Source organism: Ruegeria atlantica (genome assembly GCF_013032505.1).
GTDB lineage: Bacteria > Pseudomonadota > Alphaproteobacteria > Rhodobacterales > Rhodobacteraceae > Ruegeria > Ruegeria atlantica_F.
The window spans coordinates 230,759-245,347 of record NZ_WQCG01000001.1 but is presented as its reverse complement, the minus strand read 5'-3'; the positions used below and the strand labels follow the sequence as shown (position 1 = coordinate 245,347).

At 55.7% G+C, this 14,589-nt stretch carries 16 protein-coding genes; 6 read left to right on the top strand and 10 right to left on the bottom strand.

The window, feature by feature from the left end:
* Positions 1-7: 7 nt before the first annotated feature.
* Genes GOW92_RS01195 through GOW92_RS01155 form a run of 9 tightly spaced genes read right to left on the bottom strand, consistent with a single transcriptional unit; the run spans position 8 to position 8,380 of the window.
* Positions 8-1,228, bottom strand: a complete 1,221-nt coding sequence (locus GOW92_RS01195; RefSeq protein ID WP_170557272.1) for a cysteine desulfurase — start codon at positions 1,226-1,228, stop codon at positions 8-10.
* Between the two features lie 14 nt (positions 1,229-1,242).
* Complete coding sequence (locus GOW92_RS01190; RefSeq protein WP_170557271.1) at positions 1,243-1,809, bottom strand: Yip1 family protein; 567 nt, start codon at positions 1,807-1,809, stop codon at positions 1,243-1,245.
* Positions 1,806-2,291 (bottom strand): YIP1 family protein, encoded by a 486-nt coding sequence (locus tag GOW92_RS01185; RefSeq protein WP_170557269.1) that lies wholly within the window; start codon positions 2,289-2,291, stop codon positions 1,806-1,808. The genes GOW92_RS01190 and GOW92_RS01185 overlap by 4 nt, the downstream gene beginning before the upstream one ends.
* Positions 2,291-3,571: a Fe-S cluster assembly protein SufD gene (gene sufD, locus GOW92_RS01180; RefSeq protein ID WP_170557267.1), complete on the bottom strand. Its 1,281-nt coding sequence runs from the start codon at positions 3,569-3,571 to the stop codon at positions 2,291-2,293. Before sufD ends, GOW92_RS01185 begins: the two co-directional genes overlap by 1 nt.
* On the bottom strand, positions 3,571-4,326 hold the full coding sequence (sufC, locus tag GOW92_RS01175) for a Fe-S cluster assembly ATPase SufC (RefSeq protein WP_170557265.1): 756 nt from the start codon (positions 4,324-4,326) through the stop codon (positions 3,571-3,573). Before sufC ends, sufD begins: the two co-directional genes overlap by 1 nt.
* A 39-nt stretch (positions 4,327-4,365) precedes the next feature.
* Positions 4,366-5,241 carry an FkbM family methyltransferase gene (locus GOW92_RS01170; protein ID WP_170557264.1) on the bottom strand — a complete coding sequence of 292 codons (876 nt, stop codon included), beginning with the start codon at positions 5,239-5,241 and terminating at the stop codon, positions 4,366-4,368.
* 37 nt (positions 5,242-5,278) lie between these two features.
* On the bottom strand, positions 5,279-6,799 hold the full coding sequence (gene sufB / locus GOW92_RS01165) for a Fe-S cluster assembly protein SufB (RefSeq protein WP_170557262.1): 1,521 nt from the start codon (positions 6,797-6,799) through the stop codon (positions 5,279-5,281).
* 18 nt (positions 6,800-6,817) lie between these two features.
* Complete coding sequence (locus GOW92_RS01160; protein WP_170557260.1) at positions 6,818-7,861, bottom strand: cysteine desulfurase family protein; 1,044 nt, start codon at positions 7,859-7,861, stop codon at positions 6,818-6,820.
* A 60-nt stretch (positions 7,862-7,921) separates the two neighbouring features.
* Positions 7,922-8,380 (bottom strand): Rrf2 family transcriptional regulator, encoded by a 459-nt coding sequence (locus GOW92_RS01155; RefSeq protein WP_170557259.1) that lies wholly within the window; start codon positions 8,378-8,380, stop codon positions 7,922-7,924.
* Positions 8,381-8,557: 177 nt separating this feature from the next.
* On the opposite strand from GOW92_RS01155, the gene GOW92_RS01150 reads away from it, so the two are divergent.
* Genes GOW92_RS01150 through GOW92_RS01140 form a run of 3 tightly spaced genes read left to right on the top strand, consistent with a single transcriptional unit; the run spans position 8,558 to position 10,610 of the window.
* A complete protein-coding gene (locus tag GOW92_RS01150) occupies positions 8,558-9,211 on the top strand; it encodes an alpha/beta hydrolase (RefSeq protein WP_170557257.1) in 654 nt (217 codons plus the stop codon).
* On the top strand, positions 9,211-9,456 hold the full coding sequence (locus GOW92_RS01145) for a hypothetical protein (protein WP_170557255.1): 246 nt from the start codon (positions 9,211-9,213) through the stop codon (positions 9,454-9,456). Before GOW92_RS01150 ends, GOW92_RS01145 begins: the two co-directional genes overlap by 1 nt.
* Positions 9,453-10,610: an HD domain-containing protein gene (locus GOW92_RS01140; RefSeq protein WP_170557253.1), complete on the top strand. Its 1,158-nt coding sequence runs from the start codon at positions 9,453-9,455 to the stop codon at positions 10,608-10,610. Before GOW92_RS01145 ends, GOW92_RS01140 begins: the two co-directional genes overlap by 4 nt.
* 53 nt (positions 10,611-10,663) lie before the next feature.
* Here GOW92_RS01140 and GOW92_RS25100 read toward each other — a convergent pair whose 3' ends face one another.
* Positions 10,664-10,795, bottom strand: coding sequence for a hypothetical protein (locus tag GOW92_RS25100; RefSeq protein ID WP_302477265.1), 132 nt, complete (start codon positions 10,793-10,795; stop codon positions 10,664-10,666).
* A gap of 204 nt (positions 10,796-10,999) precedes the next feature.
* On the opposite strand from GOW92_RS25100, the gene GOW92_RS01135 reads away from it, so the two are divergent.
* The 3 genes from GOW92_RS01135 to GOW92_RS01125 all read left to right on the top strand — a co-directional run bounded on the left by GOW92_RS01135 (position 11,000) and on the right by GOW92_RS01125 (position 14,469).
* The gene (locus tag GOW92_RS01135; protein ID WP_368040238.1) at positions 11,000-11,335 is read left to right on the top strand and encodes a multidrug efflux SMR transporter; all 336 of its coding nucleotides are present in this window, start codon (positions 11,000-11,002) and stop codon (positions 11,333-11,335) included.
* Positions 11,336-11,411: 76 nt separating this feature from the next.
* Positions 11,412-13,229: a translational GTPase TypA gene (typA, locus tag GOW92_RS01130; RefSeq protein ID WP_170557249.1), complete on the top strand. Its 1,818-nt coding sequence runs from the start codon at positions 11,412-11,414 to the stop codon at positions 13,227-13,229.
* 331 nt (positions 13,230-13,560) lie between these two features.
* Positions 13,561-14,469 carry a hypothetical protein gene (locus tag GOW92_RS01125; protein ID WP_170556864.1) on the top strand — a complete coding sequence of 303 codons (909 nt, stop codon included), beginning with the start codon at positions 13,561-13,563 and terminating at the stop codon, positions 14,467-14,469.
* Positions 14,470-14,589: the final 120 nt, after the last annotated feature.

The window sequence follows — 14,589 nt, the reverse complement described above, 5'->3', positions numbered from 1 at the left end:
ACAGGTTTCATGCAAACAAATCGTGTGCCAATTCCAAAGCGTCGATGAGAATGTCCACCTCATCCGTGGTGTTGTACAAACCAAAGCTTGCACGACAAGTCGCGGTAACACCGTAGAAATCCATCAACGGGCCGGCGCAGTGATGACCGGCTCGGACGGCCACGCCTTTCTTGTCCAAAATGGTCGAGACATCATGCGCGTGCCCTGCCCCTTCCATCGTGAAGCTGAAAATTGCCGCCTTGTCAGGACGGGTGCCCTGAACCTGCAGCCAGTTCAGACCCGTCAGTTTCTGCATCGCATAGTCGCGCAGCCCGGCTTCATGGGCGGCGATGTTTTTCATCCCCAGATCCATCATGTAATCCAGTGCAACACCCAAACCGATTGTCTGGACAATTCCGGGTGTTCCGGCCTCGAACTTCATTGGCGGATCGTTGTAGATCACCTGATCTTTGCTGACCTCTTTGATCATGTCGCCGCCACCGATAAAGGGGCGCATCTCGGCCATGCGTTCTGATTTGATGTAAATCGCACCAGACCCGGACGGGCCATACAACTTGTGGCCAGTAATGGCATAGAAGTCGCAACCGATATCCTGAACGTTCACCGGCATATGTACGGCCCCCTGGCTGCCATCGACCAGAACCGGAACGCCTTTTTCATGAGCGCCTTGCGTGATTGCTTTGACATCGACCACGGTGCCCAGAACATTCGAGCATTGGGTTACGGCAACCAGTTTGGTTTTGGGACCAATCGCGTCGATCACGGCTTGCGGATCCAGCCCGCCGTCGGCGTCCACATCGACCCATTTCAGGACAACACCCTGACGTTCGCGCAGGAAATGCCAAGGCACGATGTTGGCGTGGTGTTCCATCACACTCAGCACGATTTCATCCCCGGCCTGCAGGCGCGGCATGGCCCAACCGTAAGCGACCAGATTAATCCCCTCGGTCGTGCCAGAGTTTAGGACGATCTCATTCTCATCCGCCGCACCCAGAAAGCGGGCGATTGTTCCGCGAACGGATTCGTATTTCTCGGTCGCCAGATTGGACAGGTAATGCAGGCCACGGTGAACGTTCGCGTATTCTTCGGAATAAGCCCGTGTCACGGCGTCAATCACGACTTTCGGTTTTTGCGCCGATGCGCCGTTGTCCAGATAAGTCAGCGGCTTACCGTTCACATCCCGCGACAGGATCGGAAAGTCCGAGCGTATTTTCTGCACGTCATACATGGTCTTATTGTTTCCTATACGGGGCCACCGGGCGTTAGTGCGAGGACAAATGGAACTGCGATCAAAATGGACAGCACAATAACCCCGAAGGATTTTGCAAGCGAACCGAACTGATGCGCTTCATTCAGGAAATGTAGCGTTACGTAAAGGCTAATCACTGCCGTAGCCAAAATAAACATGAGCAGCAAAAACGGCAGTACGATAGTGATGACCAGAGTGACCACCATCGCTGCAATCTGCAGGTATTGCAGCCAGATCGTCAGCGTCAGGATGTCATCGAATGATGCGCGACCGCCCAGAAACCTCCCCACGAACAGAAAAGCCCCAACACTGAGCAGCATAGTGCCTGCTGTTTGAAGCAGCCCCAGAAACGCAGGCGTAGGTGGCGGTGCTGATTCACCAGCGGGGATCGGAACAAAATGAACAATACCCAGTTGCACAAGGCCTTGCAGCACTACTGCAAGAGAGAAAGCCAGCCACAAAACCTCGCGCCCCGGGCGCATGTCCAAAAGGCGTCTAGCTGCCTGCGCAGGGTTTGTCAGGGTCAACATCGCAAGATCGACAAAGCCAACGGGGTTCATTCTTGCCGCCTTTGTACTTGACTGAGACCCGCCAGCCAGAACCAGAGAAACACTCCGAACCAGACAATTCCAACGACTGTCAGCGCCGGACCGGATCCGATTAAACCAGCAACCAAACCATTCAACAAAACCAGAGGGGTTGAAGCCACAAGCGCCCAAAACAGCGCCAGTCTTGCGCCATAAGACGTCCCATGACCGCCGACCAGTCGGGCAGCGCCATATGAAACAAATGCCAGAAGGTAGAAAACCAGCGGCAAAATAATAACGGTGCCCATCAAGGCACCGCCCATCAGCATATTCAGCTCCAACCCTTCGAGATGTGCGCGCCGCGCAAGGCCGGGCAATTGGGCAATGAAGGCCACAACGCAGAACGCCATGACAAACATCAGTGCCCTGTCCTCGCGCGGGCCAAGATCAAGAAGCCGCCGCACGACCCGTCCCGGCCCCCGATAGGTGGCCACGATATCCGAAGTCAAAGGCATCAGATATGCCGCGACAACCAGCCTTCTAGGCGGTTCACGATGGCCTCGGCCAATGCCTCATCCTCGATCTCATCAACGGCTTCGGCCAGGAATGCCAGTGTCAGCATGTTGGTGGCATCTTTAACGGATACCCCGCGTGAGCGAAGGTAGAACAGTGCCGTCTCGTCAATTGCGCCCGAGGTCGAGCCGTGCGAACACGCAACATCGTCCGCGTAGATCTCAAGCTCGGGTTTGGCGAGGAACTGACTGTCATCATCCAGCAGCAAGGACTGGCTGATCTGATAACCGTCTGTCTTCTGTGCGCCTTCTTTGACCAGGATCTTGCCCTGAAAAACGCCGGTCGCACCGTTGCGCAAGACTTTCTTAAAGACTTGGCGGCTTTCACAGTTTACCGCGTCATGTGTGACAAAAACCGTGTCATCATGGTGAAAATCACCATCGCCAACACACGCACCTGCCACATGGGCAATTGCATCGTCGCCAGTCAGCTCGACCACCTGTTCGTTGCGCGTCAGAATGCCATTCACGGTCAAGGTAAAGGACTTATAGACAGATTCCTGTCCCAGACGCGTGAACATGTGTGTCGCGGCACGGCGTTCATGATCCCTGCCCTGCGCGCGAACGTGATGCAGCGAACCGCCATCGGCGATGTCGATTTCCATGCACTTATTAAAGCGCGACGCCGCCGGACCGTTTTCAAGGATCGTCACCTCGGCCCCGCTTTCGACGCGGATGATGTGGTGCAGCATCGCGTCAGAAGTTTCGGACGCATGGCGATAAATCAGGCTGATCGGCTTCGACGGCTTACCGGTCACATGGATTGCGACACCGTCCGCAGCAAAAGCTGTATTCAAAGCCGCCAAAGGCCGCTGTACCGGGGATTGCCCGCGCGCCTCAAGAACGCCGTACAATTCCTTGGCCCAATGGATATCCTTGCAGCAGATATCCTCAATCCGATCGATACTGACACCTTCAAGCTCCAGATCATCTGAATCTTCAGCGCTGAACACGCCATCGACGAAAACGATTTTCAACCGATCCAGATTGCCAAACAGCAATGGTTCATCTGATTTGAACAACGCGGCACGAGGTGCCTCAGGCGAAATCAGGGTGTCAGGACGCGTGTATTTCCAATACTCGTCACGCCGTCCGGGCAGACCCATTTCCAATACGCGAGCCAACGCGTCCTCGCGCGCGGCACGGGTGCATCCGGCATCGGGCATGGTCAACGTGGCCAGCCGCGCCTCGGTCGCGGTTTGTTTTACTTCGGGCAAAGCCATCAGTTCACCTCGGCCAGAATGTCGGCATAACCATTGTTTTCGACTTCCAGCGCCAATTCGGGTCCGCCGGTTTTGACGATACGACCGTCTGCCATGATGTGCACGACGTCCGGTTTGATGTGGTCCAGCAGACGCTGATAGTGGGTAATAACCAGGAAACCACGCCCTTCGTCGCGCAGCGCGTTGACGCCTTCGGCCACCAGTTTCATCGCGTCGACGTCCAGACCCGAATCCGTTTCGTCAAGGATGCACATCTTGGGTTCCAGCATCGCCATTTGAAGGATTTCGTTCCGCTTCTTCTCACCACCCGAGAAACCAACGTTTACCGGACGTTTGAGCATGTCCGCGTCGATCTTCAGCGACTTTGCCTTGGCGCGCACTTCTTTCAGAAAGTCGGCAGCAGACAATTCGTCTTCGCCACGCGCCTTGCGCTGAGCGTTCACGGCCGTGCGCAGGAAGGTCATGTTGCCAACACCCGGGATCTCAACCGGGTACTGGAATGCCAGAAAGACGCCCGCAGCAGCGCGTTCTTCCGGCTCCATTTCCAGCAGGTCCTCGCCGTCTAGTGTGGCGGATCCTTCTGTCACCTCGTACCCATCGCGGCCGGACAACACGTAGCTGAGTGTCGATTTGCCAGACCCGTTCGGACCCATGATTGCGTGCACTTTTCCGGCCTCAACCGTCAGATCGACACCTTTGAGGATTTGCTTTTCTTCTTCCTCAAGCTTCACGTGCAGGTTTTTGATTTCCAGCATTTTTTCTCTTTCTGCGTCCGTGAAAGGACGCCCGCCATTTTAAGTTGTTTTATGCAAACGGTCCACATAACCATTTGCTGCTTCCATTGATATCTCACCACGGTTTTCAAGAACCGAGAGGGCAAGAGTCGTGATGTCAAAACTTTCGAAAACAGAATCCGCCAGAATGGCAAGTTGCTTCACTTTTTCGCTGCCCAATTCTTTCATTTTCATCAAATTGCGAATGAAAACGGCATCGCCATCGGTCAACTGGTTTGCGTGAAACCGCGGGCGTAGTCGCAGTGAAAGTTCACATCCGCGCAGCGGCCTTGGAATAAACGTCAGAAACTTGTGCAGCGAATATCCGTAACCACCCAGCACATCCATTTGGGCATTCAACAGCGGCTGATCTTCGTAGATCGGGACCGCCGCAACCTCAGTGATGATCGCACAGGCCTCACTCAGATGTTTGCCGCCACCCTCGAAGATCTGGGTTTCTGCCCCTTGGACGTCGATTTTAAGCAGATCGAATTCAGGCAAGTCATCAATGTCGTCAAGCCGATGGCTAACCAACTCTAATTGCTGACGCAGCCGAAGCTTTCTGTTCCAGTTTCCGATCGTTGCCAACCAATCCGGGTTGGGGCTGTAGAATGAGGTAAAACCGCTGCTGCGATAAACATTTAGCGTTTGTTCCCCACCCTGCCCAACGGCGTAGGGCAGATAGTGTTCTCGTGGACCTGCCGCTTCAACCAGCTTCGCATATGCGTCGGGCTGAGGCTCAAAGCCCCAGACCTCGCACAAGCCAGCATCCCTAAGTCTGTAATAGGGGGATTCATCTAGCGGATTTGCACCTATATCGACAACTCGGGTCAATCGACCCGGGCAGATCATGTCAATCAGGTACTTCGTCCTGTCGATATCAAAGTACTTTGGCACTTCGACGCATCCTTAGCGACTACACATCAAACGAGATTTACCCGACCGAGCCTTCCAACGAGATCGCCACCAACTGTTGCGCCTCCATAGCGAATTCCATCGGCAGCGCTTGCAGGACGTCCTTACAGAATCCGTTGACAACCAACGCGACGGCTTCTTCCTCGTCCATGCCGCGCTGGCGGCAGTAGAACAGCTGATCGTCATCCACCTTGGATGTCGTCGCCTCGTGTTCAACGCGTGAAGAATTGTTGCGGACCTCGATATACGGCACCGTGTGTGCGCCGCATTTGTCGCCGATCAGCAAGCTGTCGCATTGGGTATAATTGCGGCTGTCCTTGGCCTTAGGATGCATCGATACAAGACCGCGATAAGTGTTTTGGGCCTTGCCAGCGCTGATCCCCTTGGACACGATGCGCGATTTGGTGTTTTTGCCCAAGTGTACCATCTTGGTGCCGGTGTCGGCCTGTTGATAGTTGTTGGCAATCGCGATCGAATAGAACTCGCCCTGGCTTTCGTCACCGCGCAGGATGCAGGACGGATACTTCCAGGTCACGGCCGAACCGGTTTCCACCTGTGTCCACATCACTTTGGAACGGTCGCCCCGGCAATCCGCGCGCTTGGTCACGAAGTTGTAGATGCCGCCTTTGCCGTTTTCATCCCCGGGGAACCAGTTCTGAACGGTCGAGTATTTCACCTCGGCATCTTCCTCGATGATGATCTCGACGACCGCTGCGTGCAATTGGGCTGTGTCTCGCTGTGGTGCAGTACAGCCCTCCAAGTAGCTGACGTAGCTACCTTTATCGGCAATGATCAGTGTGCGTTCGAACTGACCCGTGTTTTCTGCGTTGATGCGGAAATAGGTGCTCAACTCCATCGGGCAGCGAACACCCGGCGGGATGTAAACAAACGAACCGTCCGAGAATACGGCCGAGTTCAACGTGGCGTAGAAGTTGTCGGACACAGGAACAACAGTGCCGAGGTACTTTTTAACCAGTTCGGGATGTTCACGGATCGCTTCGGAGATCGAACAGAAGATCACACCGTGTTTCGCCAGTTCGTCCTGGAATGTCGTACCAACAGATACCGAGTCAAACACCGCGTCGACGGCGACCTTGCGACCCTCGGCCGGCATATCTTCGGCGCCTTCAACGCCAGCAAGAATCATCTGTTCTTTCAACGGGATACCCAGCTTTTCGTACGTGGCCAACAGCTTGGGGTCTACCTCGTCCAGCGACTTGGGCTTTTCCTCCATCGACTTGGGACGGGCATAGTAATACTGATCCTGAAAGTCGATCTTAGGATAGGAAACCATGGCCCAGTTCGGCTCGTCCATCTTGGTCCAGCGTTCAAACGCGGCCAGACGCCATTCGGTCATCCACTCGGGCTCTTCATTCTTTTCCGAGATTAGCCGGACGATATCCGGGTTCACGCCCTTGGGCGCGTATTCCATCTCGATATCGGTATCCCAACCGTATTTGTAAGTTCCGACCTCGCGTACCGCGTCCACGGTTTCCTGATCGACACCTTCTTTTACCTGGGTCTGGTCCAAAGCGGCCATTTGACACCCTCCGTCAGATCACGCGGCGCGCGCGCGATGCTTCTTTTCTTTTTCAAGCCACGTCTCGGCGAAACGCAGCACGTTCTCTTCAGTAGTCAAAGGTCCCAGAGATACGCGGATCGCGCTGGCTGCTGTCACCTCATCAAAACCCATTGCGGTCAACACCGCGCTGGCCCGGACCTTGCCGCTGGAACAGGCAGAGCCTGCGCTGACCGCAAAACCCGCCAAATCCATCTGCATGACCTGTGTCTCACCCTTCCAACCGGGTGTCGCGAAACACGAGGTATTTGGCAGACGATCCTGACCTTTCCCGACAAAAATAGTAGATTTAGAACCAGCCTCAAGGGCATTTTCTAGAATATTTCTAAATTCACGGACCTGTTCCCAGACGCCGTTGGACAGATCCCGCGCAGCCGCTTCAGCTGCGGCCCCGAACCCTGCGATTCCAATCACATTTTCGGTGCCCGAACGTCGGCCCATCTCTTGCCCACCACCTTTGATCATGGAAGGCAATTCTGTGCCGCGTTTCATTACAACAGCACCAATCCCTTTGGGACCACCCAGTTTATGAGCTGAAATCAACGCCATCCGGACGCCGAGCCAGTTAAAAGCAACCGGCAATTTGCCAAACGCCTGGGTCGCGTCAGTCACGGCCAAGCCGTTGGGTAGCGACTGGACAATCCCCGTCTCGGAATTCGAAAGCTGCAGGGTCGACTGCTCGGGGTTTGACACATCCACCTGACCGGACTGCGATGCGGGTAAGTCTTCGGTGATCCACGACCTGATCGCATCATGCTCAATCGCCGATCCATGCAATTCACGATTGGCAAGCGTCAGCGCGGCCCCTTCGGTCGAGCCAGATGTGAATACAACGTCCGCGCCATCAGCCCCAAATGCGGCTGCAACCTGCGCTCTGGCGCGTTCGATCAGAGCTTTTGCCGCGCGGCCTTCGGCGTGAACTGATGACGGGTTCCCACACAGATCCATGGCCGCCACCATGGCGTCGCGCGCCTCGGGGCGCAGCGGTGTTGTTGCATTATGATCCAGATAAACACGATTCATGGATACATCTTTTCTATGATGCGAAACGGGCAAAAGATCCCAAATGCAAACGGCATCGGGTCACTCATCAACAACAGAAAACAGGCTGGGAACTGCTGGGCACGGGGCCAAATCGTTTTTGATAACATCAGACAAACGCGTCTGGTGCAAAAACACGTAGACATGCGCGCTAAGCCCTTCCCACAGGCGGTTGGTCAAAGACTGCGCCCGGCTCCCCGACGATGCCCCAGACGCCCCTGCACCTTTCTGCAGCGCATCAACGGTTTCATCCACCGCCGCCAGAATTTCGACCACCCGAATCTCGGAAGCAGGCCGCGCCAGACGATACCCGCCCCCTGGTCCACGCACGGACGCAACCAATTCGGCACGACGTAGCTTGACGAAAAGCTGTTCAAGATAAGGAAGTGAAATATCCTGACGTTCGGAAATTTCACCTAGCGTTACCAGTCGGTCTGAGGGCTGTAGAGCAATATCAGCCAATGCGACCATCGCGTAACGACCCTTTGTCGAAAGCTTCATTGTCTTTCCCTCATGGCAGGTTATACGCGAAAACATTGACGCCGCCGCCGCCAGTGCGTATCTCCGACAAGCAGCGCCTTGCGCATAGCATCACAATTAGAACCGTTCTAAAGTGCCTTACGAATACCGTCAAGTATATCATGGCATCAGGAAGAAAAAGACAGGACCAAAGCACACATGCCCGAGGTGATTTTTCCCGGACCCGAAGGCCGCCTGGAAGGCCGCTACCACCCGCAAAAGGAAAAAGACGCACCGATCGCCATCGTGCTGCACCCGCATCCTCAGTTTGGCGGGACCATGAACAACAAGGTGGTCTATAACCTGCACTACGCGTTTTACAACATGGGCTTCACTGTGTTGCGCTTTAATTTCCGCGGCGTTGGCCGCAGCCAGGGCGAATACGATCAAGGCGTAGGTGAGCTGAGCGATGCCGCGTCGGCGCTAGACTACCTGCAGTCGATGAACAACAACTCCAAGCACTGCTGGGTTGCCGGCTTTTCCTTTGGTGCATGGATCGGAATGCAGCTTTTGATGCGACGCCCGGAAATCACGGGCTTTATTAGCGTGTCACCCCCCGCCAATATGTACGATTTCTCGTTCCTGGCACCCTGCCCTTCATCCGGTCTGATCATCAATGGCTCGGCCGACCGTGTTGCGCCGCCGGCTGACACCACGTCGCTGGTCAACAAACTGCACGAACAGAAGGGTATCACCATCACTCATAATGAGGTTGATGGCGCCGATCACTTCTTTCAGGACCGTCACATGGATACGTTGATCACTGATGTCAGCGACTATGTGAAGCGCCGCCTGACTGAGAACACGCGCTAATGTCCGACACCATCAGTAACCTCGCGGCTAAGTTGGCCGAGGACACGATGAAAGTGATGGACGAAACCGGCAACGATCGCTTCTTTGTCGAAGTGGGTGAGCTTTTAGGCGCGTCCTCACAGACTCTGGAAGAAGCGTTCCTGACTGAGATTCGTGTGCGAATGGCAGAGCGCAAGGCCCGCAAGTTTGTCATCGACAGGCTGACCAAACACCGATCCCAAGTAAAAGCGATTGAAAAGAAATGACTGAAAGACTGTCCGCGCAACTTGAATTCCTGAAATGCGCGGACAGGCTGAAATCAGTCGATCGTGCCAATGCGCTATTGGATCAGTCGCGTCCCGAAAACGCGGCCGAACACAGTTGGCACTTGGCACTATGGGCGCTGACGATGGCGCCGCTGGCGGGCGACGATGTGGACATCAACCGTGTCATACGCATGCTGCTGTCGCACGATCTGGTTGAAATCATCGTGGGCGATCACCCCATTCATTTGGACACCGATTGGAGCGCAGTTGAGCAGGCCGAGCGCGCCGCTGCGGATAAATTGTTCGGGCTTTTGCCAGACGACCAGACAATCGTTTTTCGTGGCCTCTGGGAAGAATTCGAGGCCGACACGACACCAGACGCCAAATTCGCCAAATACCTCGACCGGTGCCAACCGCTGTTTCAAGTTATGTGCGCACCAACTCCCAACCCTGACCATGTCGAGGTTGTCCGAGAGAACCTCAGCACTGGTCGCGCTGCATATCTGGCGCAGGAATTCCCCGAAGCGCACAGCTTAGCCAGCGCACTGCTGAACAAGGAACCAGCGTCCGAATCTGCGTTTTCCGAGCGGCTGGCTTTTTTAGCTGAAGCAGACCGCCTTAAATCCGTGTACCGCGCTTCCCGCCTGTTGTCCGGAGAGCGGTTTGAAAACTCGGCCGAACACTCCTGGCACATCATGCTGTTTGCCTGGGTGTTGGCAGAATACGCGCAGCCCGGCGTATCTCTGGAACGTGTCCTGAAGATGCTGCTGCTGCACGACATTGTTGAGATCGATGCCGGAGATCACCCAATCCACGGTCAGGTGGACCACGCTGCGCAAGAGGCTGAAGAACAGGCCGCTGCTGACAGGCTTTTTGGTCTGCTGCCCACCGCACCCCAACAAGCCTTTCGGGCGCTATGGGAAGAGTTCGAGGCCGCCGAGTCTACAGATGCACGATTTGCCAAAGCAATCGATCGGTTTCAGACCCCGATTGGAAACCTTGAAACCGGCGGAGGATCCTGGGTGGATTACAACGTAACTTTTGCCCAGATCGAACAACGCGTGGGAACGTTGGTTAATCGCGGCGCACCAGAATTGTGGTCGTGGTTGCGGCCCCAACTCAGCTCATATTTTTCAGAAAATTCTGCCAGTTAAGCCAATAGAAAAAGGGGCGCAAAGGCCCCTTTTCCAATCGTTCCGGCAGGCACTTAAACCTGATTACTGTCAAACCGTTCAACACCACTGGCTGCGTTTATGTCGACGGACCCCCCGCCCGCTAGCCACCCAAGCGCCACTATAAATGCCGAAGCAACGATCACGGATATCGCAAATTTCGTCATTGAAAACTCATAAAAGAAAACTAAAAACACCAAATTCATATCAAAATTTTTCTCTTTGAAATAGTATGGTTATCCTGACCCGTCAGACACGCATCCCCGATGACCAAACACCAGACTTTTCCAGATGCGCGCCCAAGATTTCTCTTGCCGGGAAACGGGAATTTATGCTCAACCACCCACATTGCAACTGTATCGAGACCACCTGTGCCCAAAGCTTATTTTATTCTTTTGTTGGCAGTTCTCGCTGAAACTATTGGCACCTCTGCGCTCCAGGCCAGCCAGCAGTTCAGCCGGTTTTGGCCTTCTGTTCTGGTAGTTGTGGGATATGGAGTGGCATTCTATCTTCTGGGCCTCACCCTGAAATACATGCCTGTCGGCATAGTTTACGCCATTTGGTCCGGGCTTGGGATCGTTCTGATCGCCATCATCGGGTACATCGTATTCGGGCAGCGTCTGGATTGGCCCGCAGTGATCGGTCTGGCTATGATTTTGACCGGAATTCTTGTCATTCACCTGTTTTCCAGCACAGCAGGCCACTGACGACCGGTTAGGGCTGGCCTATTCAGTCAAACCGCGTTATTCGCGCGGCAACTTCCCGTTCAAAGGCTGACCTCTCATGGACCTGCGCAACATCGCAATCATCGCTCACGTGGACCACGGCAAAACGACCCTGGTGGATGAGCTACTCAAACAATCCGGTGCATTCCGGGAAAATCAGGCCGTCGCGGAACGCGCCATGGACAGCAACGATCTGGAGCGTGAGCGCGGCATCACCATTCTTGCCAAGGCGACCTCGGTCGAGTGGAAAGGCACGCGGATCAATATCGTCGACACCCCCGGCCACGCCGATTTCGGCGGCGAGGTTGAGCGTATCCTGAGCATGGTTGACGGGGTTGTCCTGCTAGTCGATGCCGCTGAAGGTCCGATGCCGCAGACCAAATTCGTGACGTCCAAAGCTTTGGCTCTGGGCCTGCGTCCAATCGTGGTCCTGAACAAGGTCGACAAACCCGATGCTGAGCCTGATCGCGCGCTGGACGAATGTTTCGACTTGTTCGCCAACCTGGGCGCCGACGACGATCAATTGGACTTCCCCGCCATGTATGCATCGGGCCGTTCCGGCTGGGCCGATATGGAGTTGGACGGACCGCGCAAAGATCTGACCGCCCTCTTCGACCTCGTTGTCGATCACGTCCCTGCCCCAAAGCAGGCCGACAAGAAGGACGAACCTTTCCGCATGCTGGCCACGACGTTGGGCAGCGATCCGTTCATCGGCCGTATCCTGACCGGTCGCGTTGAAAGCGGAACGCTGAAAGCAGGCGACAGCCTGAAAGCGCTGAGTCGTGACGGCTCACTGATTGAAAACTTCCGCGCCTCGAAAATCCTGGCGTTCCGCGGATTGGCCCAACAGCCAATCGATGTCGCCGAAGCCGGTGACATTGTCACAATCGCCGGCATGAGCAAGGCGACTGTGGCCGACTCGTTGGTCTCGCCGCAGGTTGACGAGGCCCTGCCCGCTCAGCCTATCGACCCACCGACTATCACCGTGACCTTCGGCATCAACGACTCGCCGCTGGCCGGTCGGGACGGCAAAAAGGTTCAGTCGCGGGTCATCCGCGACCGCCTGATGAAAGAGGCCGAATCGAACGTTGCCATCCGCATCACCGACACACCCGGTGGCGAGGCTTTTGAGGTCGCTGGCCGTGGCGAATTGCAGATGGGCGTTCTGATCGAGAACATGCGTCGCGAAGGGTTCGAGCTCAGCATCTCGCGCCCGCAGGTTTTGTTCCGCGAACAAGACGGTCAGCGCATGGAGCCGATCGAAGAGGTCACCATTGACGTTGACGATGAATACTCGGGTTCGGTTATTGAAAAAATCACCGGCGCGCGCAAAGGCGAACTGGCCGAAATGCGACCCGCGGGTGCCGGTAAGACCCGTATCATCGCCCACGTGCCCTCGCGTGGCCTGATTGGCTACCACGGCGAATTCCTGACCGACACACGCGGAACTGGTGTTTTGAACCGCGTGTTCCACGGCTGGGCCGCACACAAAGGCCCGATCCCGGGTCGTCGTGCGGGGGTTTTGATCTCGATGGAAAACGGTCAAGCCGTGGCCTATGCGCTGTGGAACCTGGAAGAGCGCGGACGGATGTTCGTCGCCCCGCAGACTGACGTGTATCAGGGCATGGTTATCGGCGAACACTCACGCGACAACGACCTTGAGGTTAATCCGCTTAAAGGCAAAAAGCTGACAAACGTACGTGCCAGCGGATCCGACGATGCCGTACGATTGACGCCCCATATCCAGTTCTCTCTGGAAGAAGCGATTGCCTATATCGATGATGACGAATTGGTTGAGGTCACTCCGAACGCCATTCGTCTTCGCAAACGTTTCCTTGATCCGCATGAACGAAAACGGATGGCAAAATCGGCCTGATCCGACCCGGGAAACTGTTTCTTATAGCACGACAATACCATAAATGTGACATTTTTGCTTCCCAAAGGGAAAAATTCAACAAAACAAAGCCCGTCCTCGCGACGGGCTTTTTTGTTGTTTTTCATATAGTTTCACCAATAGGTTGCATGTTTCTCTGCAATTTTTGCTGACATCCCAATGAAAAATGAGGCAAGATTCGACTGTATTTTTGTCAAATTTGTGGCACAATTACTTAATTCAAAGGTGTTGGTAATGAGTTTAAAGGAGTAGCGCTATGCGCGTAAGGTCCCGTTTATATTCGTTTGTATTTTTATCTGCGGCATTCCCATTGATGGCAGTAAGCACAGCTCATGCGGCTGAGGTTTGCAATGTCAAAACAGCCCGGCAATCTGTATCCACCGAAACGCTTTGTAGTTGCAAGGTCGTCGACAAGCGGATGCTGCGTTACATTCAGCGCCGTGCCGACTTTGAGGATATCCTGGCTCGCACGTCTCAGACGTGCCCCCTGTTCGCGGCCATTTTGACCGACATCCCAACTGCTACGGTTCGAACCGATCGCAACAGCCGCGATGACGATGACAACAACTCGGTGAGCCGTAGCGGCGCATCTGCAGGTAACACCGGTGGTAGTGGCGGCTCGGGCGGTTCAGGTTCGTCGACAAATGGTGGCGAAGGCGACAATGGCGGCGACGGCCGCAGTGGCGGCGGCGGTAATGACGGTGGCGGCGGCGGTGGTTCCGACGATGGCGGCGGCGGCAACAACGGCGGTGGCAGCAACGGCGGCGGCAGCAATGGCAGCGGCGGCAGCAATGGCGGCGCGGACTCCGGTAGCGGTAGCGGCGGCGGTGGCAGTAACGGTGGCGGTAATTCCGGCAGCGGTGACGGCAACGGCGGCAGCAACGATGGCGGCAATTCCGGCAGCGGTGACGGCAACGGCGGCAGCAACGGCGGCGGAAACTCCAGCAGTGGTGACGGAAACGGCGGCAGCAATGGCGGCGGAAACTCCGACAGCGGTGACGGAAACGGTGGCAGCAATGGCGGCGGAAACTCCAACGATGGCGACGGCAACGGCGGCAGCAATGGCGACGGCAATGATGGCGGCGGCAGCGACGGAAGTGGCGGTGGTGACGGCGGCGGCGGTGCCGATGGCAGCGGCGGCGGAGACGGCGGCGGTGGCAGCGATGGCAGCGGCGGCGGTGCCGGTGGCGGCGGTGCCGATGGCAGCGGCGGAACCCTCTGACGCAATAAATCGCACAGCAGCCTGACGTTGCAGGCTTTGAGATCATTCACGTCGAAAACGTCTCGACGTCGATCAAAAACAAAGGGGCGACAAAAGTGTCGCCCCTTTCACTATTCGTAA